21 protein-coding genes are annotated in these 25782 nt (G+C 41.3%); 11 read left to right on the top strand and 10 right to left on the bottom strand.

From position 1 onward, the window contains the following. Positions 1–26 precede the first annotated feature (26 nt). From RMB06_RS18005 to RMB06_RS17990, 4 genes are all read right to left on the bottom strand, one after another. A complete protein-coding gene (locus RMB06_RS18005) occupies positions 27–311 on the bottom strand; it encodes a hypothetical protein (protein ID WP_311080664.1) in 285 nt (94 codons plus the stop codon). Positions 312–946: 635 nt separating this feature from the next. Next, positions 947–2293: an OprD family outer membrane porin gene (locus RMB06_RS18000; RefSeq protein WP_311080662.1), complete on the bottom strand. Its 1347-nt coding sequence runs from the start codon at positions 2291–2293 to the stop codon at positions 947–949. Positions 2294–2372: 79 nt separating this feature from the next. After that, entirely contained in the window at positions 2373–3758 is a 1386-nt protein-coding gene (locus RMB06_RS17995; RefSeq protein ID WP_311080660.1) for an MFS transporter, read from the bottom strand. A gap of 172 nt (positions 3759–3930) precedes the next feature. Then, positions 3931–4875, bottom strand: coding sequence for a dihydrodipicolinate synthase family protein (locus RMB06_RS17990; RefSeq protein WP_000050879.1), 945 nt, complete (start codon positions 4873–4875; stop codon positions 3931–3933). A gap of 187 nt (positions 4876–5062) precedes the next feature. Here RMB06_RS17990 and RMB06_RS17985 point away from each other — a divergent pair, with 187 nt between their 5' ends. From RMB06_RS17985 to RMB06_RS17945, 9 genes are all read left to right on the top strand, one after another. Continuing rightward, the gene (locus tag RMB06_RS17985) at positions 5063–5953 is read left to right on the top strand and encodes a LysR family transcriptional regulator (protein ID WP_311080658.1); all 891 of its coding nucleotides are present in this window, start codon (positions 5063–5065) and stop codon (positions 5951–5953) included. Between the two features lie 136 nt (positions 5954–6089). Further along, on the top strand, positions 6090–6611 hold the full coding sequence (locus tag RMB06_RS17980) for a sigma-70 family RNA polymerase sigma factor (RefSeq protein WP_311080756.1): 522 nt from the start codon (positions 6090–6092) through the stop codon (positions 6609–6611). Continuing rightward, positions 6612–7628, top strand: a complete 1017-nt coding sequence (locus RMB06_RS17975; RefSeq protein WP_311080655.1) for a FecR domain-containing protein — start codon at positions 6612–6614, stop codon at positions 7626–7628. 138 nt (positions 7629–7766) lie between these two features. After that, on the top strand, positions 7767–10940 hold the full coding sequence (locus RMB06_RS17970) for a TonB-dependent receptor domain-containing protein (protein WP_311080653.1): 3174 nt from the start codon (positions 7767–7769) through the stop codon (positions 10938–10940). A 191-nt stretch (positions 10941–11131) separates the two neighbouring features. Then, positions 11132–11923 carry a Slam-dependent surface lipoprotein gene (locus tag RMB06_RS17965; protein ID WP_002041986.1) on the top strand — a complete coding sequence of 264 codons (792 nt, stop codon included), beginning with the start codon at positions 11132–11134 and terminating at the stop codon, positions 11921–11923. 103 nt (positions 11924–12026) lie between these two features. Then, complete coding sequence (locus tag RMB06_RS17960) at positions 12027–13493, top strand: porin family protein (RefSeq protein ID WP_311080755.1); 1467 nt, start codon at positions 12027–12029, stop codon at positions 13491–13493. A gap of 10 nt (positions 13494–13503) precedes the next feature. Continuing rightward, positions 13504–14424: an energy transducer TonB gene (locus tag RMB06_RS17955; protein ID WP_311080651.1), complete on the top strand. Its 921-nt coding sequence runs from the start codon at positions 13504–13506 to the stop codon at positions 14422–14424. Positions 14425–14456: 32 nt separating this feature from the next. After that, positions 14457–15056: a biliverdin-producing heme oxygenase gene (locus RMB06_RS17950; protein ID WP_002062720.1), complete on the top strand. Its 600-nt coding sequence runs from the start codon at positions 14457–14459 to the stop codon at positions 15054–15056. 28 nt (positions 15057–15084) lie between these two features. Beyond that, on the top strand, positions 15085–15525 hold the full coding sequence (locus RMB06_RS17945) for a YbaN family protein (RefSeq protein ID WP_311080648.1): 441 nt from the start codon (positions 15085–15087) through the stop codon (positions 15523–15525). Positions 15526–15527: 2 nt separating this feature from the next. Here RMB06_RS17945 and RMB06_RS17940 read toward each other — a convergent pair whose 3' ends face one another. Further along, positions 15528–15803 carry a hypothetical protein gene (locus RMB06_RS17940; protein ID WP_000061143.1) on the bottom strand — a complete coding sequence of 92 codons (276 nt, stop codon included), beginning with the start codon at positions 15801–15803 and terminating at the stop codon, positions 15528–15530. A gap of 321 nt (positions 15804–16124) precedes the next feature. Between RMB06_RS17940 and RMB06_RS17935 the strand changes: the two genes are divergently transcribed. Then, on the top strand, positions 16125–16832 hold the full coding sequence (locus RMB06_RS17935; protein ID WP_311080646.1) for a YoaK family protein: 708 nt from the start codon (positions 16125–16127) through the stop codon (positions 16830–16832). A gap of 150 nt (positions 16833–16982) precedes the next feature. Beyond that, complete coding sequence (locus tag RMB06_RS17930) at positions 16983–18896, top strand: alpha/beta fold hydrolase (RefSeq protein WP_311080645.1); 1914 nt, start codon at positions 16983–16985, stop codon at positions 18894–18896. A gap of 55 nt (positions 18897–18951) precedes the next feature. Here RMB06_RS17930 and RMB06_RS17925 read toward each other — a convergent pair whose 3' ends face one another. From RMB06_RS17925 to betA, 5 genes are all read right to left on the bottom strand, one after another. Beyond that, on the bottom strand, positions 18952–20286 hold the full coding sequence (locus tag RMB06_RS17925; protein ID WP_032004190.1) for a basic amino acid/polyamine antiporter: 1335 nt from the start codon (positions 20284–20286) through the stop codon (positions 18952–18954). A 5-nt stretch (positions 20287–20291) separates the two neighbouring features. Continuing rightward, entirely contained in the window at positions 20292–21170 is an 879-nt protein-coding gene (locus RMB06_RS17920) for a homocysteine S-methyltransferase family protein (RefSeq protein WP_039756979.1), read from the bottom strand. 216 nt (positions 21171–21386) lie between these two features. After that, positions 21387–21857 (bottom strand): hypothetical protein, encoded by a 471-nt coding sequence (locus RMB06_RS17915; RefSeq protein WP_262439888.1) that lies wholly within the window; start codon positions 21855–21857, stop codon positions 21387–21389. A 91-nt stretch (positions 21858–21948) separates the two neighbouring features. Further along, the gene (mqo, locus tag RMB06_RS17910; protein WP_311080641.1) at positions 21949–23589 is read right to left on the bottom strand and encodes a malate dehydrogenase (quinone); all 1641 of its coding nucleotides are present in this window, start codon (positions 23587–23589) and stop codon (positions 21949–21951) included. 510 nt (positions 23590–24099) lie between these two features. Continuing rightward, a complete protein-coding gene (gene betA, locus RMB06_RS17905; RefSeq protein ID WP_017481348.1) occupies positions 24100–25758 on the bottom strand; it encodes a choline dehydrogenase in 1659 nt (552 codons plus the stop codon). Positions 25759–25782 lie beyond the last annotated feature (24 nt).

Here is a 25782-nt window from a genome sequence, read left to right as displayed (position 1 = left end):
AGAGATAAGGGAGCTAAGCCAAACGCTTAGCCCATGTCTTCTTTATCGCACCGCCGCATCACACTAAAAAAAGTAGGGGCAAAGTCCTGTGGGAGAGCAGGACTTTGCAAACTGACATGTTCTAGACGTTGCATGAGTTTAGGCGAATACACTTGTTCAAGTCGTTGGTAAATACAGTCGCAACTGGCTTGGCTGTGCCCACCAGACAGGCAAATTTTTTCAAAATCCTGCTGAGTGTGGAGGTCACAACCCGAAACGCTGTAATCGCCGACGATAAGGGCTAAAACCAAAATAGTTTTATAAAATTTCATATTATTCTCGTAATGATTGGGGATATATCAATGAGAAAAAATAAACCGCTATATTTTAAGTTTTAAAATCATTTTTAAAGGCAATAGTTAACCCGCCTATAAAAGCAATAAAATAAAATGACTTAAATTTTAAAATAAAAATAATTTATAAATTTGAAAATTTAGATAATGGAAAACCTAAATTTTAAATAAATAAAAAGTTTATAAGGGAGAGGGGATTAATATAAAAAAGGTCATGGTCAACTCCTAGAATGTATGGAGCTCTACCACCAAAGATCACCGTCAATTGATTATGGTGGTAGAACGAAAGGGGGTTAGCAGACTGGGATCCAAGGAACCAGCACGCGCGAGCGCGTCCCCCTCCCGTCCTACCGCAAAGAAAAGGGACGCAAGGGTCTAACGACTTATAGTGGAACTATAACCCGCCATGGATCTACGGTCTGCTAAAACCGACTGGCAATGTAGGCCAGCGGGACCATAATAATCATAAGTTTTTAACAGGTCAATTCAATTTAAATAAAATATTATAAAAATTTTAAATATAAATTTATATTTTAATTAAACTCAAAAGTTAATCTATTTAAAGCCATAAATTAATAAAAATAATAAAGCTAAACTAAACGTTTAGCTTACTCTTAAAATGTATAACGGTAATTAATAAATACACGGTGCTGGTCCCAATCTTTACGAGACATACCATTTATTTTTTCACCTAGGTTTGCATTTTCAAACTTCGATTCATAATGCAAAAATGAATAACGCACATCTAAGTTTTTCACCCACGGCAAGACATAACTTACCGTAAAGTCAAAGTAACGCTCTTTACCCTCAATATCACTGCTAATGTTACTTTGGTGAGCACCAAAGCCATAAATATACTTCGCTTCGGTTTTTAAACCTTTCACGTAGTCTTTCCAGTTATATTTCAGGCGAAGGGCAACAGCGGTTTCATCGTTATTGGTAAAGTCAGGGCCAATGGTCGCCGAGGTTGGAAAAGGGTTGGTGCCGTGGTCTTGCATTAAAGCCGAGTTGCGGGCGGAGTGCACAGCAAAGTTATCTTCTATCCAAAAACCATCAAACTTTGAAACGGCAATGCCACCTTCGAGGTTATTCTTGGCCACATTTACATCGACAAAATAGCCATTGCCACGGTTGTTAATGTCTTGGCCTTTGACACAGTCCAGCTCGGTTTCGGCACCGCATTTAAACAGCTTGCCATCATCACGCGAGAAAAAAGCACCTGTGTTAAATGTCCACACCAAGCCATGCAAGGGCAATTTATATTGAGCAATCACCCCGTACTTTTTTAAATAATCTTTGCTATTTAAATATTCGGCATTTACGCTCCAGTTTTTGTATTGGTACTTGGCACCAAGCAAACCGACATAATCAATTCGCTCGTCATTTTCAGTCACCATTTTTTCAAATGAGTCCATGCTGCGCGGTTTCCAGCGGTCATAGTAGGCCATATAGGTTTGTAGCTGATCATTCAATTGAAACTGACCACTTGCGCCCGAAAACGTGTCGGGCACCGCGCGGTTATTGGTGCTTTTAAGCAACAGTGAGTCTTGCAACTGGCGGCCTAATTTAATTTCGCCTTTGTCGCCGATTTTTGCTTTGATGTAGAGCTGGCCTAAAGTTGCAAAGTTTTGATCGAGCTTGCCGTTATTTTCAACCTCTAAAAGCTGAGCGCTCGGCTTGCCTGAGTCAAATAACTTGGTGACTGCATAGAGTGAGCCATCTACCCCAAGCCAGTCCCACAAGTAAGGTGACTGATAATTTAACTCAAGCCCTAAAGCGCTTTGTTCATATTCACTCGACGAAGGTGAAAGGTTAGCAAGCGTGGGGTGGGCAGTGCCTTCATCGTTCCAGTAACGGGTGTTGAGTTTTAATTCTAACTTGCCAAATTCTTGAGGAAGCTCTGCATACGCATTGCTCACACTGCCTAAACCAATACAGCCCCATAGCAAATATTTATTCATTTTAAATTCCTTTTTTAAGCATGAATAAGCCCTTTGCCTAACGCTGAGGTTAGGCAAGCTTTTTTATGAAATGGATGAGTTAAGGAGAGAGTTTTTCGAGCACTTGGCCTTTGGTTTCAATGGCAAACAAGAAAGTCACTAGACCACCAATGAGCGCTACAACGGCAAGCACACTAAATACATATTGAATGCCATAGCCACCAACCACCAGACCCACCATAACAGGCCCAATTGCAGAGCCGGCACGGAGCCAAGCGGTACTAAAACCAATGCCCATCGCACGTAGGCGAGTAGGGTAAAGTTCGGCAGCGTAAAGGTATAAAGAGAATGAAATGGTCTGCAAAATGGCATAGCTCAGCGTCGCTAAAATCACAACTTCCATCGCCGATTTTGCGCCTAAAATCGAAAGGCTCATGAGTGGAATAATTGCCAAGAAAAATGCTGCACTGTACCAAGGACGGCGGCCGACTTTATCAATCATTAACGCACAGATAATAGAGGCAATCACACCCACGCCCGAGGTAATCCAGCCATAACCTAAACTGGTTTGAAGCGACAGACCAAAGTGTTGTTTGTAGAGAGATGGCAGCCAAGTCACCATGGCATTGTTCACCATATACACGCAAAACCACATGCCCCACAGGGTAAAGGTCCGTTTGCGGTAAATGCCACGGAACAGCTCACGCCAGTCGGTTTTTGCCATGCCTTGCGGGTTAATTTCTTTAACCACAGGTTCAGCCAAAGTTTTACCGCTTTTGATGGCACCGTCTTCAAAGCTTTTAACCACTTGATCGGCTTCTTTAAAACGGCCTTTTGAAGCCAACCAGCGTGGTGACTCAGGCAAGAAAAACCGTAAAGGAATGACCAGTAAAGATGGAATTAAGCCCACAATAAACATGACTTTCCAGCCGTAAATTGGCATCAGGAAAAATGCCGCCATGCCTGCAAACATAAGACCGAGTGGGAACAAAACTTCATAGAGCAAGAAAAACTTACCGCGCTTTTCTGCACCAATAAACTCGTTAATATAGGCACTCGCAACAGGCACTTCGCCACCTGTTCCAACACCTTGTAAGAAACGGAAAACTAACAGCGACATTCCACTCCACGCAAACAGACAAGAAATATCCATTGCCACAAACAGTAAAATGGTAAAAGACAGCACTTTTAAACGACCGACTTTTTCGGCAAGAGAACCAAAGAAGATTGCACCGACCAGTTGCCCGACATAACCCGCGGCAATGATCGCACCGACGTAGGCGGGCGTGAGGTGCCATTCGGTAATGAGTTGGGGTAAAGCAAAGGCAATCGCAAGAACAGTATAAGCGTCAAAAAAGGTCGCGATACCGATGGTAATTCGCATAAATTGCAATCGACCAGTGACGGGTAGCCGTTCGAGTCTTGCAATAATTTCCGCATTTTTTTGATGATGACTAATTTGTTCTACATCCGCTAGATTTGTCATCTTCTATCTCCTTATTACTACATTCCTCGTAGTTTTGTTGTTCTATTTCGCACTACCTGTTCACCACAGTTTGCATGCTTTTTATTATTGTTTTTAAGAGACATGCCCGATGTTTGGCCTCAGGCAGCGTACAGGAAAAAAAGGCTAGCGTACATGCTAGCCCGAATAGAATTTAAGCAACGGCTTGGGTTAAATCGACCTTGCCAATTCCGGCTTGACGCATCGCATCATGAATTTCTTGCTCAGCACCATCTGCCAGTGGAAGCAGAGGCGAACGCACAGTGGCATGGTCCAAAATGCCGCGAGCAACCAATGCATGTTTAAGCGCGACTGTGCCTTCCATGTGTGAACCACGGTGATAGACATTGCGAGTCACTGGTAATAATTGGTCGTGAATCGCACGCGCTTTGGCATAATCTTTGGCTTTACCTGCTTTAATCATTTCAATTAACAGTTCAGGGGCAATGTTGCCGTAGCCCACCAAAGCGCCGTCTACATCAAACATGGTGTGAAGCAAATATTCATCGTGGCACGTCAACACCTGTAAATCTGGACGTTCACGGCGAATAATCGGAATTTCGACATCCCAGCGGCGCATGTTACGCACACCATTTTTCATGGCAAATACGCCTGGCTGTGCAGAAATATCGAGTAGAGTCTCTAGGTCATAAGTGGCCTTCGTTGCATCTGGATATTGGAATAAAATAGATGGCAAACCACTTTCTTCATAAATCGCTTTATAGCGGTCTTGTGGTGCGCCTTTTTGATAGCCAAAACGCAACCAGCCATGTGAAGGGTAAATCAAACCTGCCGAAGCACCCGCACTCACTGCACGTTTTGCTTCTTCTGCTGCAACCGAAGTACCTTCGAGTGTAATCCCTGCGATTACCGGAATTTTGTCATCTACCGATTTAACAAAGCTTTCGATGACCTGCATTTGTTCTTTTTGCGACAAGAATGTTCCTTCACCTGCATGCCCAAGAACAACCAAGCCTTTCACGCCATCAATACTGCCTAACCATGAACCTAAACGTTGAATTGCATTATGGTCTACTTGTCCGTCACGGGTAAAAGGAGTCACAGGTGCTGGGGTTAATCCACGTAAATCTAAACTCATAATCGTACTTCCTATACAGTGTAATTAAATATTCTCTGGTTCTTAATCTGACTTAAATCGTGTTGTAGAGAACATGATTGGAGTATAGGAATAGGTGAGTTATGTAGGAATTACCAATTCTTGAATTTCAGTTATACTGAAAATGTATAGCTCAAAATGCTGCCTATTTACGATTTGGGAAGAATCGATGAATTATGAATTATGGAAAATATTTTTAGACGCGGTGGAACTTGGTAGCTTAAGCAAAGTCGCGATGTTGCATAACACCAACCAGCCGCAAATCAGTCGGCAAATGAACGAGCTTGAGGCGCAATGTGGCGGTCGTTTGTTTAACCGAACTGGACGCGGTGTCGAACTCACCGATTTAGGCCAGCATTTACTTCCTAAAATTCGTTCATGGCTGAACGTGACCGACCAACTCAATAATGAAATTTTACACTCGACCGATACCCCAATTGGTACGGTGCGCATTGCCAGTTTGCCGTCTACTGCACATCCCTTGTTATCGACTTTGTATAAAGTGCTTCAAGAGAAATATCCCTTAATTAAACTGTCGGTGCGTGAAGGGCAAGGGGTGCATTTAGAAAAATGGCTCGAAGATGGCAGCGTCGATTTAGCCATACTCTATCGGTTTAACCCAACGCCTAAACAGGGCGATGTTTACCTTACCGAAGCCGATACCTATTTGGTCGGCTGCGAAGATGATGCGCTTACTCAGGCAAAAGAAGTCGAATTTAAAGAAGTAAGTCAGTTACCGTTGGTCACCTTTTGCAGGCCAAGTAACTGGCGCAATTTTTTAGACCACATGGCTTATGAAAATGGGGTAGAGCTAAATATTGTGTTTGAAGCCGACTCGATTAGTTTACAAACGCATTTGGTTTCCGAATCTCGCATGTACACCATGTTGGGGCCGCAAGCTTTAAAAAAAGCCAGCCAATACACCTCAATTCAAGCCGCAAAAATTATTAACCCCGCACTCAAGCGCTACATTTCTTTGTCTATTTCTAAGCACGGCTATTTAACACCTGCGTGTAAGGCGGTAATGGAAGAAATTAGAAATCTTGCCGATTTGCTTTAAGAAAAGTGCAGCAAAGCGAGCGGATAATTAATTCAATTTATTAAACAGTGATTTAAGTTTTACTTGAATTATTGCTTGACTTGTTTAAATGATAATTATTATCATTTGTGGGTTCCTTGTTTTGAGTCCAATTGCTGTGAACAAAACTTCTTTGCTTGTAGATCAGTTATATAGAAATCACCAAAGCTGGCTTCACCAATGGTTGAGACAAAAATTAGGTAATACTGATCAGGCCGCAGATCTGGTTCAGGACACATTTATTAAACTGCTACAAACCCGAGACGAGCTATTCGGCATTAAGGAACCGCGTGCTTATTTAACCTCGATTGCTAAAAACCTGCTGATTGACCAAGTGCGCCGTAAACGCATTGAACAGGCCTATTTAGATGGCTTGAGTCAAATGGAATATATGCTTGATGCAGTGGCTTCACCCGAAGACCAAATGCAAATTATTCAAGCAATTAACCAGCTTTGCAAAGCACTCGAAGGGGTTTCTGAAAAAGCACAACAAGCTTTTATTTTGCATTACCTTGAAGGCTATACCCATAAAGAAATTGCTGAGCGTTTAAGTGTGTCGACCAAAATGATTCAAAAATATTTGGCGAGCTGTTTAATTCAGTGCTACCAAAACCGACAAGACATGGACGCTTGCATTTAAATGGCCATGGATAAAAACAAACATCACCAACTGGTTGAAGAAGCCGCACATTGGATTGTTCAACTGAGCTCGGATGATGAAAGCTCACGAAAAACCGCCAAACAAAAATTTGAAGAGTGGAAAAACAACAGTGAGCAACATCGCCAAGTGGCTGCCGATATTGAACAGTGCATTGGGTCAATTCAAAAACTTTCCCAAACCAGCGGACATAAAAAAGTTACCAAGGTTGCCCTTAAAGCTGGCCTAAGCTCAGGCAAAGCCTATAAACATTTGCGCGCAGGAACAGCGTTTGCAGTCGTATTTGTTGCCATGAGTGGGGCATTATTTTATTTAACTGATACCACAGTGGCCTATGTGACTGCCGATATTCAAGGGCAATCGGGGCAGTGGACCACGCAAACCTTACCAGATGGTTCACGTTTAATTTTACGTGGTAAAAGCGCAGTCAATCTTGATTTTAAAACCAACCAGCGAGTGGTTGAGTTGGTGCAGGGGCAAATTTATGTCGATGTTGCTAAAGATAAGACCAGACCGTTTTTAGTCAAAACCAGTCATGGGCAAATTCAGGCACTCGGCACAGCTTTTAGTGTCAGTTATGATCCTTCAGCAACCGAGCTCAACATGTTGCACTCAAAGGTAAAAGTAGAAGCCACGCAAGTTAAAACCACTCAATTGCACGCTACTCGTCAGGCTATTGTCGAGGCAGGTCAAGCCATTAAAATGGACAAAAATGGCGTACAAAAACTGCCTGCACTGAATGTTTATAATGAACAACAAAAATGGCAAAAGCATCAGCTTATGGTAGAAAACCTGCCGCTGAATCAAGTGCTACAAGAGTTAGACCGCAACTACAAAGGCAAAATTATTTTTAATGATGCGGCGCTGCAACATGTGCGGGTCAATGCGGTGTTGCCTTTAGACCAAACCACAGAGTCGCTTAAGCTTTTAGCTACGGTTTTTCCAGACCTGAAAATTAAGCAAATCACCCCGTTTGTGGTTATGGTTTCTTTAAAATAATAAAAAATTAAATTTATTTTCAATTTTAGGTTCCACTTTTTTGAAAGTCGTTCGTCATAGTAAGTAGAAGCAATAAGTATGGATCATTTTAATTTATTGTATTGAATGATTCTTATTATGATTTACTGGGGCGGGCAAATGAAAAAAGCGGGAATGGGGCAAAAGTGGAATCGATCGATTTTTCGATTCTCAACACTGGCGTTTGCCATGCATGTTGTGTCGATGGGTGGGCTTGTTGTATTTCCTATGCAGCAGGCCTATGCAGAAACAGCCGGAGTTAAAAGCTATAACATTCCCGCCGGCCGTCTTGCTAACGTACTCAACCAGTTTGCCGAACAATCGGGTACTTCAATTGCAATGGATGCCCAACAACTCCAAGGGCTACATAGCCTAGGCTTAAAAGGTAACTTTGCAGTCGAACAAGGTTTTGAGCAGCTTTTAAAAGCAACCGAATTTAATGCTGTAAAAGTTGGGCAGGGCTACACACTCACCAAAAAATCTATGCCGCGAGTCACTCCCGCTAAGGTCCAGACCGCTAGTCTGCCGCCAAGTAGCACCATAATTGAAGAAGATGTATCGGTACGACTCACGCCAATTGTGGTGTACGGCAAAGAAGACCGTGACACAGAAGGCTATAACAAAGTTTATGACGCAAACCGCTCTTCGGTCTATGCGGGCAAAGATTACGTTGAACGATTTAAAGGAACCAACCCAGCCGATGTTTTACAAGGCATGGTGGGAGTCTATAGCGGCGATGCCCGTAACAGTGGCGCACTCGACCCAAGTGTACGTGGTGTGCAGGGTGTTGGTCGTGTGCCTTTAACCATTGATGGCACTGAACAGTCGATTGCCGTGTGGCGTGGCTACAACGGGGTAAACAACCGAAACTATATCGACCCCAATCTGATTGCAGGCATTGAAGTCATTAAAGGCCCATCTTTAGAGCGCAATACCACAACTTCTGTTGGCGGCGGTGTAGTGGTTAAAACGCTAGAGGCCGATGACATTGTTCGTCCGGGTAAGTCTTTTGGTGCAGAGTTAAAAGTAGAAGGCTCAACCAACTCAATCGATCCGTCTTTGCCAGACATGAGTAAAGTAGGCCAAAACTACGATAACACAACGCCTTGGATCGATATGAATGGGGCAAAATATGACCCCGATATTTATAAAAAGAACCGGACCAGAAGTGATAACTCTCATTTTTCGGGCGATGACTTAGCGGGCCGACTGGCAGTTGCCACTAAGCAAGATAAATTTGATTTACTGGCTGTCTATGCAGTACGTGAGCGCGGCAATTATTTTTCGGGGACACATGGCGCGGGCTACTATAAACGAGCGACGCCAGACAGTAGCCTCGATTTTATTCCTTACTTTGCCTATGCCTATCAACCGGGCGATGAAGTTCCTAACACTTCAAGTCATATGGAGTCGTGGTTGTTAAAAGGGACCTATCGCCCAACTGATAGCCAGACTCTTAAACTGACTTACCGAGATACCAAAAATATTTTTGGTGAAATTATGCCATCTCGAATTGTTTGGGGTATTACGCCTGACTTGGGTGTTCCGCAGTGGCCTTTAAGCAATATTCACTCTAAAGCTTATAGCCTCGAATATAAGTTTAAGCCTGAGAATAATCGCTGGATTGATTTTTATGCCAACATTTGGCAAACCGACACCGAAAGCCAGACATACACACGTGGTGGGTGGCCAACCACAATCGACTTTCGAGATAACACCATTATTAACACGGCAATAAGCCATTCTGACAATACGCGTAAAGGCATTACGGTCAGTAATAAAACTCGTTTGTTAGACCAGCTTGATTTGACGCTCGGTGGAAGTTTCTTAAAAGAAAAACTAACGTCTGACGATATATATGGCGAATTTGGACCAAGTTATTCGCTCTATCAGGCGCTGCCACGAGCAGGACGCCGTGAGGAAAAAACGTTCGACTTTAATTTTAATTATCGACCGCTGTCTTGGTTAAGTTTTGATGCGGGCATGCGTTATCGTTCATATTGGGCTGTTGATGACTTTTTAAATAAGTCTTTGCAGAGCGAGATTGACCCGAGTTTAAATCCGCTGTTTACCAAAAAAAGTAGGCTTAAAGAATATACCTTTGAATATCAGACCATGCCTGAGAGTTACACCTCGACTCAGCAGCGTTTAATCAATGTTTTAAAACAGCGTTATGCCACAAAAAATCCTGATTGGGATGGGCAGCTCGATACTGTGCCTGCATCAGAGAGCACGTTGTATAACATGATCTGGTCACAGAAAAATACGCTGAGCTGGAAAGCCGATGCAAATGGACAATTGTCGCTTGCCGATAATCCTTTAAACCAGCTCAATGCCTCTGGACAAAAGTACGTCGTAACTGGCGGGAACTTTATGTCGGTGGTAGACCAAGTTCCAGTTGAGTCTGCCGACAAAGTTAAAGATAGCGGCTGGGCACCGCAGTTAGGCGCCTCAATTCACCTCACGCCAAACAGCAGAATCTATGCACGCTATGCAGAGGAATATCGCTTACCAAGTTTGTTTGAAAGCACTGTCGGTTTTTCTGCGATGTTGCCATATCAAGCAATCAAACCTGAACACGCTTTTAATTACGAAGTGGGTTATGTCTATGACATGCGTGATTGGTTCAGCACAGCGCGCAATGCTGACATTAAGCTCGCCTATTACTACAACAAAACCAAAAATGTGATTGAGCGTGACCAGAACCTTATTTTTACCAATATGGATGAGCAAAAATTATCAGGTCTAGAGTTACAAAGCCGTTTTGATAATGGTGGTTTCTTCACAGACTTGAGCGTGGCCTATAGCTTAAAAAATGAAGTGTGTGACACCAATAGTGCCATTAACAAAATGATTTTAGGCGGCACGGTTCAAACCGAGCAGGGCCTTGAGTTCCGCGAACCGTATCAGCGTTGTGTCGATGATGGTTTCCCAAATGGCTACTTGGTAACAATGGCTACACCTGAACTGAGTTTTCACGGTTTGCTTGGCGCACGCTTTTTTGATGAAAAGTTAGAGCTCGGTGCACGTGCAACATTCTATAAAGCTTATGAAAGCCCGCTACGCAAAAACAATGATGCTAGCGTCAATAAAGGCTATTACCTCAATGTGCCTTTGGCTTGGGATGATACGTGGATTTTTGATGCCTATGCGCGTTATCAGGTCGATAACTACAACACGGTTGAGTTTGTCGGCAGTAATCTTTCTAACCAGTTTTATATCGATCCTTTAACTCGTAGTGCCATGGCTGCACCCGGCCGAACGATGAAAATTAGTTGGACCACTAAATTTTAAACAGAATTTGATTCCCTCTATACATACATAAAAGAGGAGTCAGGTAACGGTAAATAATAAGATTGAATGATTATTATTTACAAAAAACCGAGTAGGTTTGCAGCTGGGCCTACTCAATAAACTAAAAATAGCGAAATCGTTATTTTAAATTAAACAATAACTTAGTTTTAAAAAAGATGGAGTAACAACAAATGAAAATCTCTCAATTGTTCTTGGGTCTCGTTGCTTGTTCAACTGCATTTGCTTATGCAGGAATTGATGGTATTTCGAGTAATGAAAGTAACATCAAAATCGGTGCTGCTGCCAATGCAAGCCATCCGGGTGGTGTAGCAGCGGTATCGGTTCAAGCTGCGGGTGCACCATATAACGCTTTTACAGGTTTTAGTTCGTTAAAAGGTTTGGCTCAGGCTTTTGCCGCGCAGGGAACGAGTAACACCAATGTAACGGTTGGCAGCAAAACCTTTAATATTTCGCATATTCCAGTGTCTGCAATGCCACCTTCACACAGTGCATTAGGTAATTTTAATTTTGGTCAGGTGGGCACACAGGAAGTCTATTTTGGTGAATGGTGGAAAGCGGGTGACACGCCGGCAAGCGCGAGCCATACCGTTTACTACGCGGGTGATAACACCAATACCACTGTTCCAACCGCGGGTACTGCAACATATACCGTTGCAGGGATTAATGGTTCTGGAAGCAATCTGTTAAGTGGTACGTTCACGGCAAATTATGGCGCGGGTACACTTGAAGGAACGCTTACCGGAACAGGTACGGCTGTTTCATCATTAAGCCTAGATGGTGTGGCATTTAACCCGGGTACTGCTGCGTTTGCAGGTTTGGCAACGGCTAACGGTACGGCTGGTGTCGACAACTCTGGTGTGGTGCAAGGTCAATTCTTTGGTGCAAATGCTTCGGCTTTAGCGGGTATTGCCCAGTTTGATAACGTGTCTTACAACACTGCATTTGGCGGTGCTAAAAATTAATGAATGCAAAAGGAATCTACACACGTAGGTTCCTTTTGTTTTTTGGGCTTTTGCTTGGTTGCTTCAGGTTTATTGTTTTATGAAACGAACGCTTTTGTGCTGTCTGACATTGTTGAGTTGTCCATTTTTATATGCCGACGAAGACACACAGCTTCGTCTCAATCAAAGCTTGGACCAAACGCTTTTACAAGAACAGCGCCAGTTTCACGAGCAGGGAACCATTCGCAGTACCGAGCAATTACCTAAACTTCAAATTAATGGACAAGAATACAGTGTTGAGCAAAATCAGAATGATCTTGCCAAGGCGTTATATCTGGCAGTCATGCAAAAACAGTGGCTCAAAGCCACGGTTTATTTAGAACATTATAAGAAATATGTTGGCTACGATCGGGCTTTAACCGACTTTGCCGAAGGGGCAGTTGCACGTTCTCAGGGTCAACTGAAATTGGCTGAACAAAAATTTCAAAGCAGCCTAAAACAACAACCTCATAATTTAATTTGTGAACTTGAGTTAGCGCGCGTGCTGTTTGAACAACAGAAAAATAAGGAAGCAGCACGCCTTTTTATTTCCATTCAAGACAAACTGAAACAAAGTGACCCTGCTGTAATCCCGTCTGGAGTTTTAACAACAGTAAATACTTTTGTTCAAGCACTAAAAAAACGAGACTCTTGGCAAGGCTCGGTTTCAGCCGGTTATACCTATGTCAGTAATTTAAATAGTTCGTCTGAACAGAGTAAAACATGGACGCTTTATGGCAAAGACAGTGACGGTAATATTATCCCAATTGAGCAAGTTACCCGTGGGACCCCTAAAGCTGAGTCGGCAACGGGTTTAGATTACGAAGCCAGTCTGATTAAACGCTATGCGATTAAGGGGCATCATGGCGTGGCTTTACGTGCGCTGGCGTTTGGACAGTCCTATAACGACCACGCGGCATTTAATGAATCTACCATCAACATTAATGCAGGCTACAGCTACTTTGACTTAAAAAATCAAATTGGGGTGAGTCCGCTTTTTGAACATAAACGTTATGGCAACGATGGTCTTTACAATGCATGGGGCGCGCGTGCTGAGTGGATGCATTTTATCTCGGCAGATAAAGCCTTTAAGCTTGAGGTTGAGAGTAAAGATTTAAATTATCAGAAATATAAAACCCTAGATGGGGTAGAAAGCTCAGCGTTTGCTACTTTCTGGAAAATTTTTCCAGACCAGTGGACTTTTTTTGGTGGTCTAGATGTGCTCGACCATTCGACCCAAGAAAAATACATGGCTGCCTACCAACAGCAAGGTGTGCGATTGGGCTTAAGCAAATCTTGGAGTACAGGATTTAATACCACTTTGCTGAGTTCTTATCGTTGGCGCCTGTTTGATAAATACGCAGAAACTTTCTTAGCTCGTCGTCATGATTTTGAACAGAACTATACCTTTGTTGTGCAAATGCCGCGCTTTGAGTTTTATGGCATGACACCCAATTTAACCTATCGCTATAACCATAATAAAAGCAATGTCGATTGGCTGTATTCCTACGATAAACACAACATTAGCCTCAAGCTTGAGCATCGTTTTTAGGGAATAAGTCATGAAATCAAAATCTTTATTCCCTACGCATAAGCCGATAGTTATGTTGCCTTTACCACAAGGACCGAAGCATTTTTATAAGTGCTTAATCGTAGTCGTGGTGATTGGTCTGCATGTGTTTGTTGTCTGGATGCTGAGTCATTTAATTGAACCTTATACTTTTAAAGCAACACCCAAAGTAGATGCATTAAAAGTAAGTTTTGTGTCATTGGTACCTGCTAAAAAGCCATCGGTTGAAAAGACTGAAAGCCAACCTAAAAACAGTGTAACGCCTCAATCTACTTTAAACAGTTCGGTATCTCATGCACCCGATCAGCCAAAAAACTCGCTTACAAATGTTCAAACATTAGCGTCAAAAACTGCCTCTAAAGAGGTCGTGCAAAATAATTTAAATGACAAACAACAAGCACAACCAAAAACGACTTTAAACAATTTAGCTTCGTCTCAAGCAGCGCAGCCTACAGAAAGGCGAGCGGCTCATAATTATAAAAAACTGAGTTCGACAGGCCTTGAACAAACGCAAACGGAGCATTTGCCACAAAACACCAATAGCGAAACTAAAAGTGGTGGGGTCAAAACACCCGCAATGCAGCAAGAGTATTCGAAAGCCCCTAGCACTCAAGTTGAACATGATGACATTGTTCAGGTGAGTAGTGTGGATGTGCTGAGTTTTGGCGGGCTTGACTACGATGACCGCGAGTTAAAACAACAAAATCGTTTGGTTGAGCTTCGGATTCACATTAATGAAAAAGGGCAGCCGATTGACATCCAATTACGTCAAAGTTCGGGTATTCAAAGCCTTGATGAACGGGTCATGCAAGCTACACGTAAATCCAGATTTAAACCCCACAAAATTAACGGTCGAGCCGTGACTATTGTTGTGGATTTTCCAGTCCAACTCAAACTCAATCGGGGCCGCTAACCGATGAGTAATATCTATTTTGCAGGAGAAAGATGATGAATTCATCTACAGAACAAATCATTAGCAACAGTTTGTCTTTACGTTTGAAACAAGAAACTGCTGCTGAACACGAACGTATGCATCAATTAATGTCAGAGGCAAAGGTGTTTTCAAGTAAAGAAAAATACGCGCAATTTACTTTGTCTCAATATTACTTTCAGCGTGAAATTGAACATCTTTTTGAAAAAGAGGGTGTAGCTGGACTGATTCCGGACTTAGACATTCGTGGCCGCTCAAAACAAGCACTTGCCGATTTAAATGATTTAGGTATTCAACCCAACGGGCAGCAATTACAGAGTGAAAACGTACAGCTACCCGAAGCTTTAGGCTGGATTTATGTGTCTGAAGGTTCAACTTTAGGGGCCGCATTTTTATTTAAAGAAGCTCAAAAGCATTTAGGTTTTTCTGAAACGTTTGCTGCACGTAATTTAGCGGCATATCCCGAAGGGCGCGCGAAAGTCTGGAAACGTTTTGTACAAGCACTGGATGAAGCAGGCTTTGACCAAACCCAGCAAGACCGAGTCGTTCAAGGAGCTTTAGATGCCTTTGGATATTTTGGTCAAGCGCTTGATCAGCTTGATGAATTGAAGTAGTAAAAAGTGGATAAAGGGAATACCCAATATGGATAAACTCAATCAAGTAAATACCATGGTAAAACATGAGCAGTCGTTAGCGCCTGCTCAACCAGTCAGTAAACTTGCCCGTTCTATGTGGGCACGCTGGGTGTTTATTGGTTTGGCTTGGTTGTGTATTGCACTTGGTATATTGGGTATTTTTATTCCGGGTTTACCCACCGTCGACTTTATGATTTTGGCGGTTTTCTTTGCGGCCCGAGGTTCTGAAAAACTTCATCAATGGTTTCGAAATCATCGCTATATCGGCCCACTCATTCGTGAGTGGCAAGAACATCGTCGTATTCCTAAAAAGGCAAAATACATCTCGACCTTAAGTATGAGTCTGGCCGCGGGACTGATGATTTGGACCATTCCGCATCCGTGGTTTGTCTATCCAGCAATTTTATGTATGGCAGGGGTATTGGCGTGGATGTGGCTTAAAAAATAAAATTATGACTGGCATTTTTGCATGGTACGCATCATGGATTTTACAAAATCACGCGGTATTTCAGGGCTTTGTAAACTTAAACTTCCAAGTTTATGCATGAGCTTAGGGGAGTATTGGCGTTCTAAACGATGATAAATGCATGTACAGCTTGCACGGCTATGACCAGCCGCAATACATTTCAGATAGAAATCACGATGAGGACTGTTTTTTTGACCCGCGAAGGCAACAGATACAAATAATAATCCCCCTAAAAAAACTGAAAAATTATAAAGTGACATATATCTACTCGTGATTGTTGTTATTGATTATCCATATTTTGGCATAACTTTTTCAGGTCCAAAACCAGTTGATGTCAACTAGCGGCTTCATCATAGTTAGAACAGTTTTGGAGGTCAAATTGATTTAAGGAGGAGAACAGTTTAGTGTTTTAAAAATAGTCAATTTTGATTGTTGCCATTTTAAAGACAGTGTTACGACATTACGCACCCTATTTTTTTACATAGTTTTTTGCTTTCATAAACGCTTTAGTATTATTCATTTTTAAATCATTTATATACAACTTGCTTACTTTAAAGTTTTAATTTAACAGGATATTTTATATGACAGATACCCCAATTAAAAAAGACACAGAAAGTACCTGGGCGATATGTCGAGATCCTGTTTTACTCACCATGGTAGGTGGGGCAATTGATACTATTGGCTTTATTGCATTGTTTGGTTTTTTCACCGCGCATGTGACGGGAAACTTAGTGTTGGCAGGGGCAGCATGGGTTAAAGGTGGCTCGGGTTTATGGATTAAGCTCGCAGCAATCCCACTATTTATTTTGACTGTTGTCATTACCAAACTGTTGATTGACCGCAGTCAGGTCAAGCACAAGACGCTGTCTTATTTATTTTTATTTGAAGCTATTTTTCTATGTGCCTTTATGGTGGCAGGGCTTTACTTTGAGCCGTTTAAAGATCCGGATGCGCTAACAGTTGCAGTAACAGGAGGACTGGGTTTAATTGCTTTGGCTATTCGTAATACTTCAAACAAAACCCTTATTAAAAATATTAGCCCAAGCACCATGATGACAGGTAATACTACCCAGCTCGGGATTGATATTGCCAACTTACTTAAAAACAATAATGCAGCCAATCGGGCAAGTTTTCTAAAAAGTGCCAGTATTGTAATTGGTTTTGTGATTGGTGCTTTCTTGGGAGCGATCCTCTATGTCTATTTTGATTTCTGGAGTGTAGCGCCGTTTATCTTACCAATTTTGTATTTCTCTTATTTAGCTTCACAGCAAAAGTTCAACCAAGCTTGATTTTAAAAAAATAACAAATTAGCCTGAATTAAAATGAGTTCAGGCTTTTTTTCGTAATAAGGGAAAACGGAAGCGGACTCGAAATTGTTCGTTCACTGCTTTACAGGCATAATGACCAGATGGGGAATACATTCGATTAAGGAAGGCAGAATGACAAAGTCTTACCATTATTCAATCATAACAATAATGGCTTTGCTCAGTGGCTGTCAGGTCATTCATTTAAAAGAAAGTAATTTAAGCAATGCTTTAAAAAGTAAGAATGAAAGTATTCTGACTGACGGCACCTTAAGTCATCAAACCCAAAACTTACTGTATTTGGTCAAAGAAGATGAAAAAACTTGCCTACAAAATTTTGATGATTGTTTAAATAAGGTTCAGAGCCTGTCCGAAAATAGCAGCCGAGAAGAACGCTATGCTGCGCTGAGTGAAATTTACTTGGCAAAAGCTTTAGATGTCGGGCGTAGTAGTCAGTGTAATGTCATTAATAAAAGTAACTGTTGCGTTGAGCAAGAGTTAGCGCTGTTCGATAAAAGCTTACGCTATAGTTATGTCTATTTATTTGACTCTGAAGAGTCGCCTTTCGATCGGGTGTTTGACCATCGCCAAAATCAGGTACGTATTTTTTATAACGTCGCCTTGTCAAAGCTCATGACCACGTATTTTAATCATTTAAATACGCATCGCTTTCCACCATTGCTGAAAGCAGATGGGCATGAGTACCACGTCAATTTTGACCACGCGTTAGATGTACAAAAAATTGAAGTCGATACTTTTCGCTCCAGCTATAACATGAACTTTTCTGGTTTTAATACTGTCAACCGTAAGGATGGTTTGGGGGCAGAGTTTATTGTTGGGCGTAAAGAAAATGATGTGAATCACGGCTTCATTTTAGACCCCGATAATTTTTATGCTCACCAAGCCAACCCTAATATTCATTTACCACGCTTCTTTCCAGCCACTGCTATTGCATACCCAAAACAAAAAGCCACAGCCGATCAGGTCATTGCTGGGGCAGAGTTAGAAATTTCAATGTTCGATCCATATCGACAAGACCGTGTAAAAATTGAAGGTGTGGACTATCCACTGACTGCAAACTATTCGGCTCCTTATGGGCTTTGGTTGTCGAAATATAATTTAGGTGCGGCAGGTTATTGGTCTTTAATTAATAAAGAAGCCAATTTAATCATGCCGCATTTATATATGCTGGAACCTTTTAACCCAAATAAGAAAATTATTGTGTTTGTTCATGGTTTAGCAAGTAGCCCAGAGGCATGGGTGAGCCTAACCAATGACATTATGGGCGATGCTGAATTAAGGAAAAACTATCAGGTTTGGCAGGTGTTTTATTCAACCAATATGCCGATTTTTGAAAGTCGTTTTCAGATTTATTCATTGTTGAATCAGGCTTTCCAAAACATTGCCAAAGACAGTTATGCTGCACATGATGCAGTGTTAGTTGGGCATAGTATGGGCGGCGTGATTAGCCGTTTACTGGTGAGTAATACTGATGTTTCAGAGCAAGCCATACAAAAAATGAATGAAGCTCAGCTAAACCGTTTAAAAGAAAATCCGGTGATTCAAGAGCGTTTTCAGTTCAAGGCTTTGCCATATTTTAATCGAGTTGTTTTTGTTTCGGCACCGCATCATGGTACAGACTACGCCGACCGATGGTTTACCCAAATTGCCCGCCGTATCATTCGTTTGCCCGCTGATTTTTTTATTGCAGTTGAAATGCGAGATGAGAAAAATACAAAACTCAGAAAAGGCTTAATTGAAAATGGGGCGAGTAATTTAAGTCGCTCTTCTAACTTTATGCAGTTGACTCAAGCCATTCAACCATCGCCACAAGTGGTCTATCACTCAATTATGGGTAATATTAATGGGACAACTGACAAGTTAAAAAGCAGTGATGGGATTGTGCCGTATCAAAGTTCGCATTTAGGTGGGGAGCAGTCGGAGTTGATCATTAAAGGTGGGCATTCAATTCAAACTAGCCCTGAGGCAATTTTAGAATTACGCCGTATTTTACGATTACATTTAAAGCAGTCACAGCCTTCAAAATAGAAATTTTTGTTTTTAGAAAACCACTGCTGAACTAGGTCAACAGTGGTTGAAATGATTAATTTAGCTGATTTTGTTTGAGCGATTTTTTATGCTCAAAGTAGCTGATTGAAAAAATAACCAAGCCGACCAAATACAACACACCAGACAACAGAAGTAAGTCTAAACCTGCTGCATAGAGTAACCAAAGCGCATAGATTGAAGCGACACTTGCAATCGCAATATGCGGCATGCGTTTATGGCGAATGGATTCTTTAAGGTAAAAAGCTGACACCAGAAAATAAGGCAGCAAAATCATCACCGATGAAATTAATAAAAGCTGAGTGTAGTTTTTATTGAAAAAATACACGGCAATTAAAGAACCTTGTACGACCAGTGTCGTCAACCAAAGTGATGAAATGGGTACATTATTTTGATTATTCTTTAAAAATAATTTCGGGAAAGCACCATTTTTTGCAGCCAAAAATGGAATTTCAGTGGCAAATAAAGTCCAACTTAAATAAGAGGATGCAACTGAAATAATGAGTCCAATGGTAATAATGATGGTACCCGGCAAGCCGATCAGTTGCTGTAAAATGGTCGCCATAGATGGGTTATGCATGCCTGCAAGGGCTTCACGACTCGCCACACCATAAGCCAATACGGTCACCATCACGTAAAAACTTAATGCCAGCAAAACACCTAAAATAGTTGCTTTACCAATATCATGACGTTTTTTTGCACGCGATGATAAAACTACAGCACCTTCAATACCAGTAAATACCCAAAGGGTAATCAACATCAGGTCTTTCACTTGCTGCCAAAGTGGAACTTGCAAAGAAAAGTCATGTAAGTTGAGTTTGAATAAATCAAACTTAAAGGCAATGAAGGTAAAGAAGATGAAAACCACCATTGGAATAATTTTGGCAATGGTTGCCAGTAAATTCACAATCGCAGCTTCTTTAATGCCTCGACTCACTAACCAGTGTACCAGCCATACAAAAATGCTTGAGCCAATCAGTGAATAGAGCGTATTACCTTCACCAAAAATAATATGGTCTTTGCTGTCGGTAAACATGCCGACGCCTGAAAAGGCAATCACCACATAACCAACAATACCAATGGTAGTACACAACCAATAACCCCACGCCGAGCAAAACCCGATCAGGTCCCCAAAGCCTTCGCGTGCATAGTTATAAATACCGCCGTCAAGGTCTGGTCGTTGACGCGTTAAATGTAATAGCGAGAGGGCCAAGAAAATAATGCCGACTCCGGTAATGAGCCATGCAACAAGAAGGGCAGAGCCGTTGGCAACTTGAGCCATATTTTGGGGAAGACTAAATACGCCTGACCCCACCATAGAACTAAATACCAGCGCTGTAAGAGACAATAATCCGATTTTGGCAGCAGACATGGTATTTATTCTTTAAAAAATTGAGAAAGTTCAGCAATGTGTTCTGGTCCGATACCACAACAACCGCCCACTAAACTTGCACCTGCTTGCTGCCATTGCTTGGCAAAACCTAAATAAGCTGGAGCATCTAAGTCTTTACGAATTTCATCCAGACCATCGTTGGCAGTAGCGCTTTCATCTTGCGGTGGGAACGCGTTGGCATAAGCACCAATTTGCACAGACTCTGGAATAAGGCCTTTAATTTCATTAATTGCTTGCAAGATCACTTCAGGTTGGCAGCAGTTAAACAATACTGCTTTGGCATTTGATTGTTTGATGAAATCAGCCACTTGTTGCATATTTTCGCCTGAACGAAGTAATGCTTGTTCTTGTTTAATCTCATCTTGCAGCGTAAATGACACCCAATAGTCTTTACCATCTTGTGGTAATAACGCATGGACTGTTTCAACTTCTTTTAAGCATGATTGGGTTTCTGCTAGCCAAAAATCTACTTCCGGTGCCAATGTTTTAATGATGGGCTCAGCAAGGCTTTTAGCCTGTTCAGGTTGGAACAGGTCGGCACGGTAAGAACCAAATAATGGTGGTAAGCAGCCTGCGATTTTGACATTTTTGCCGCTTTCTTGAACTGCATTTTTTGCTTGTTCAATAGCAACTTTAATTAAACGCACACCGTCAGTTTCAAAGCGTTCTTGACCAATATGAAATGGCACAACAGCATAGTTGTTAGTCGTAATAACTTCTGAACCAGCGTTAATAAAATCGAGATGTACTTCTTTTACTGTTTCTGGTGCTTCAATGAGTGCAAGCGCAGACCATTCTGGTTGACGAAATGGAGCGCCACGACGGGCCAATTCACGGCCTAAACCGCCATCTAAAATTTTCATAAATTACAACATAAAGGGAGAAAAATAATTCAGCTAATCTAGCGTGTAGATGGATTGTGTTCAATCGCTAATATGCTCGATATATTTCTAAATAAATTAGATTGTTATGAATATTTTTTCTTAAAAGGAATTCTGTAGATCATGTTCAGTTTTACTGATGAACTTCATGTGAAAAAGATTACGTATTTATTTGAAAATATAGACTAAAAAATAATCTTATAACGCGCCATATTGTTGCCAACTTTCGCCAGTGTGCTGCGTTCTATAATACGCTTTAAGCTGTTCAAGCTGCATAAAGTGTATGCCTGACCAAATTAATAAACTGATGAATATTAAAACTTTAGACAAGCGACGAACTTTTTCTAGGCGAGCAAAAGCTAACAGTACAAAAAATAAGGCAGGTAAAAATATAAAGAATTGAACAGGGGAGAAAAATAAATGAGCAGTACTGAAATATAACGCCGCTGCACTGATGAGCAGATTTAAAACAGAACATAGCTTTTGATATTTACCGAGCTTAAATGCATACGCGGTGATGGCAAGTAGTACGGCTGAGCTGATGTAAATTGCTGTACCACCAATCATCCATATATAAAAACCGCTTACCAAAAGATAAGCCAGCAGCAAAACAAGCACGAGCTTAAAACCAAATGATAAGAGGTGAGAAGATGAGTTTAAATGGGTCATAGCGAATCTAAATATCTCAGCTGAGGTCTTAAAAAACAAAAGGACGAATCGAAATTCATCCTTTTGGAATTTTATTTATACATCGTCAAACTTAGTTTGCTTTTGCAACTGGGGCAGCAGCAGTTTCATCGTTTGCAGCTTTGAACGGAGATGTATAGTTCAAGCCAAGCGTAGAACTTGTGTACTGGCGAACTTTATCGAGTAACACAGGATCTTTGCTTAAGTCTTGTTTATAAGACACTACAATTTCATGAAGCTTCTGGTTCCACTTACCTTCAGTTTGCTGAGGGAAAGCTTTTTCAAGCAAGTTAAGCATGATGTATGGAGAAGTCGAAGCACCCGGAGACGCACCTAACAATGCAGTTACAGCACCATCTTTAGACGCAAAGATTTCTGTACCGAATTGAAGCGTTGCTGGTTTACCCGGTTCTTTCTTGATGATCTGAACACGTTGACCACCTTGGCTTAAACGCCAGTCTTCAGCTTTCGCATCTGGGTAGTACTTACGAAGTTCATTGAGACGGTCTTCATCTGACATCATAACTTGGCTGACCAAGTATTTAACAAGATCAAGGTTTTCTAAGCCAACAGTCGTCATTGGTAAAACGTTGTTTTTGTTGGTTGATGCAAGTAAATCAAGCTGAGAACCATTTTTCAGGAACTTGTTTGAATACGTTGCAAATGGGCCAAACAATACATATTTTTTACCGTCGATATAACGTGTATCAATATGTGGTACAGACATTGGAGGCGCACCAAGTTCAGCACGGCCATATACTTTCGCTGTGTGTTCAGCAGTAATTTTTGGATTGTCAGTAATTAAGAACTCACCACCAACAGGGAAGCCAGCATATTGTTTCGCCTCTGGTAAACCAGTAAGTTGCAATAATTTAACTGCTGCACCACCTGCACCGATAAATACAAAACGTGTTTTAACGTGATCTACTTTACCAGTTTTCAAATTTTTGAAAGACACAGTCCAAGTTTTGTCATCATTTTGGCTGATGCCAGTCACTTCAGTTGATGTCTGTAATTTGAAATTCGGGTTTTGATTTAAATGACCCACTAATTGTTTAGTGATTGAACCATAGTTCACGTCAGAGCCAACATCCATACGGGTTGCTGCAACTTTTTGACTAGGGTCACGGTCATTCATGACTAAAGGTGCCCATTGTTTAATAACAGCAGGGTCTTCAGTAAATTTCATACCTTTGAACAACGGGCTTTGAATCATGGCAGCATAACGTTTTTCTAAGAACTGAACGTTATCGCCCCAAACAAAAGCAATATGCGGAACTGGATTAATGAATGATTTCGGTTCAGCTAAAACGCCTTGTTTTACCTGATATGACCAGAACTGTTTAGCAACTTCAAATTGAGAAGCAACTTTTTCAGCTTTGGCAATTTCCATCTTACCGTTTTTCTCTTCGGTATAGTTCATTTCCATAAAGCCTGAGTGGCCTGTTCCGGCATTGTTAAAGCCGTTTGAACTTTCTTGAGCAACTTGGTCAAGACGTTCGTACATACGAATTTGCCAGTTTGGTTCAAGCTCAGTTAAATAAGTACCAAGAGTAGCACTCATGATGCCGCCGCCAACAAGAACAGCATCAACTACTTGCTCATCTTTTGCAGTTTCAACTTGTTTTGACGTTGTAGGTCTAAACAAGAACGCAATACCTGCAATTAAAATAAGAATGATTAATACCAGAAGGTATTTCAAAAACTTTTTCATGTAAGGGGGACCTTAAAATAAGTTATTTGAGTCACTTAAGGTGTGAGGAAACCTAGACAGCGTATCCAGACAAAAAGGATATAAATGCGAAAGTAAACTCTCTAAAACAGAGAGTCTTGAAAAAAATAAAAATTACTTGGGATTATCGCAAACACTCTATATTTTAGACTAATTTTGCATTGACAAGACAATTTTTATAATAAATGGGGTTCATCAAAATCATAAATATGATTTATATTTAACCAAATTGAGCATTGATAAGATAATTTAACTTAATTGTTATTGTGTAAATATTTGAAATTAAAATAATAATTTTGATTTGATTAAAGTTGAATCATTTGAAGAATATTTGCCTATAAAAATCGATTAATTTTTATTTCATATCATAATTATGTAAATAAGCTCTTCGTAGACGCTTATTTTTTGTCATACATGGTTCTTATTAATATTGGTTCTATAAAGATTAAATTAAGGGCATATTTCTGCATAAGAAATATGCCCTTTCAGATTTTATGATGCTACATAGAACGGTGCAGTTGAACGTGGTAACGCTTCGCGTCCACGAATTTGGTCTGCAATTTTCTCGGCAATCATAATAGTAGTTGCGTTTAAGTTACCGGTAATAATGAGCGGCATGATAGAGGCATCGACAACACGTAAACCACGCATACCGTGTACACGGCCTTGACCATCTACAACAGCCATTTCATCTTCACCCATCTTGCAGCTACAAGATGGATGGTAAGCTGTTTCTGCATGGTTACGAACAAAGTCATCAAGCTCTGCATCGGTTTGCAAATGTTTGCCTGGACTAATTTCTTCACCACGATATGGGTCAAGTGCAGGTTGCTGCATGATTTCACGAGTGATACGAATTGCATCACGGAACTCGCGCCAGTCTTGCTCAGTCGACATGTAGTTAAACAAGATACTTGGATGCTCAAACGGATCCTTCGATTTAAGTTTGATTCGACCACGTGAAGGCGAACGCATTGAACCGACGTGTGCTTGGAAACCATGTTCTTTCACTGCATTACTACCGTTGTAGTTAATGGCAACTGGCAAGAAATGGTACTGGATATTTGGCCATGTAAACTCATCCGAACTACGGATAAATCCGCCTGCTTCAAACTGGTTACTTGCACCAATACCTGTACCGTTAAATAACCACTCGGCACCAATCGCAGGTTGGTTATACCATTTCAAGGCAGGGTATAAAGAAACAGGTTGCTTACATTTATATTGTAAGTACATTTCCAAGTGGTCTTGCAGGTTTTCACCTACGCCCGGCAAATCATGAACCACATCAATGTCCATTGATTTTAAGAAAGTGCTTTGACCCACACCTGAGCGCTGTAAAATTTGCGGTGACGCAATTGCACCTGCGCACAGTAATACTTCGCGTTTAACCAAGGCACGTTGTAAGTTGTTTTGGTCAGCGCCAATAATATATTCAACACCAATTGCTTGTTTTTGATTAAACAAGATTTTGTTGGTCGTCGCATGAGTCAAAATAGTCAGGTTTGGACGACCTTTTGCCATATCTAAATAGCCACGTGCAGTGCTTGAACGCCGACCTTTAGGGGTTACCGTACGGTCCATTGGACCAAATCCTTCTTGTTGGTAACCGTTTAGGTCATCAGTACGCGGATAACCTGCTTGTACACCAGCTTCAACCATGGCATGGAACAACACATTGTTGCCATTTTTAGGGGTAGCAACGGACACAGGACCATTGCCGCCATGGTAATCATTTTCACCAATGTCACGAGTTTCGGCTTTTTTGTAGTATGGCAAACAGTCGGCATAAGACCAGTTTTCAAGGCCTTTATGTGTTGCCCATTGTTCTAAATCCATTGCATTACCGCGGATATAGCACATGCCGTTAATTAAAGATGAACCACCTAAACCTTTACCACGACCACATTCCATACGGCGGTTATTCATGTGTGGCTCAGGATCGGTTAAATAAGCCCAGTTATAGCGACGGCCTTGAAGAGGGTAGGCCAAAGCTGCCGGCATTTGTGTACGGAAATCCAAGCGATAATCTGGTCCACCCGCTTCTAATAATAAAACGGTGGTATCTTTGTCTTCAGTAAGACGCGCAGCGAGTACATTTCCGGCAGATCCTGCGCCAATAATAATGTAATCATATTCTTTAATATTCATAACTATCCTTTTTTTACTAACAGT

The organism is Acinetobacter sp. V104_13 (assembly GCF_031798995.1).
GTDB lineage: Bacteria > Pseudomonadota > Gammaproteobacteria > Pseudomonadales > Moraxellaceae > Acinetobacter > Acinetobacter pittii.
The sequence above is the reverse complement of the archived record's forward strand: the minus strand, read 5'-3'. Positions and strand labels throughout refer to the sequence as shown.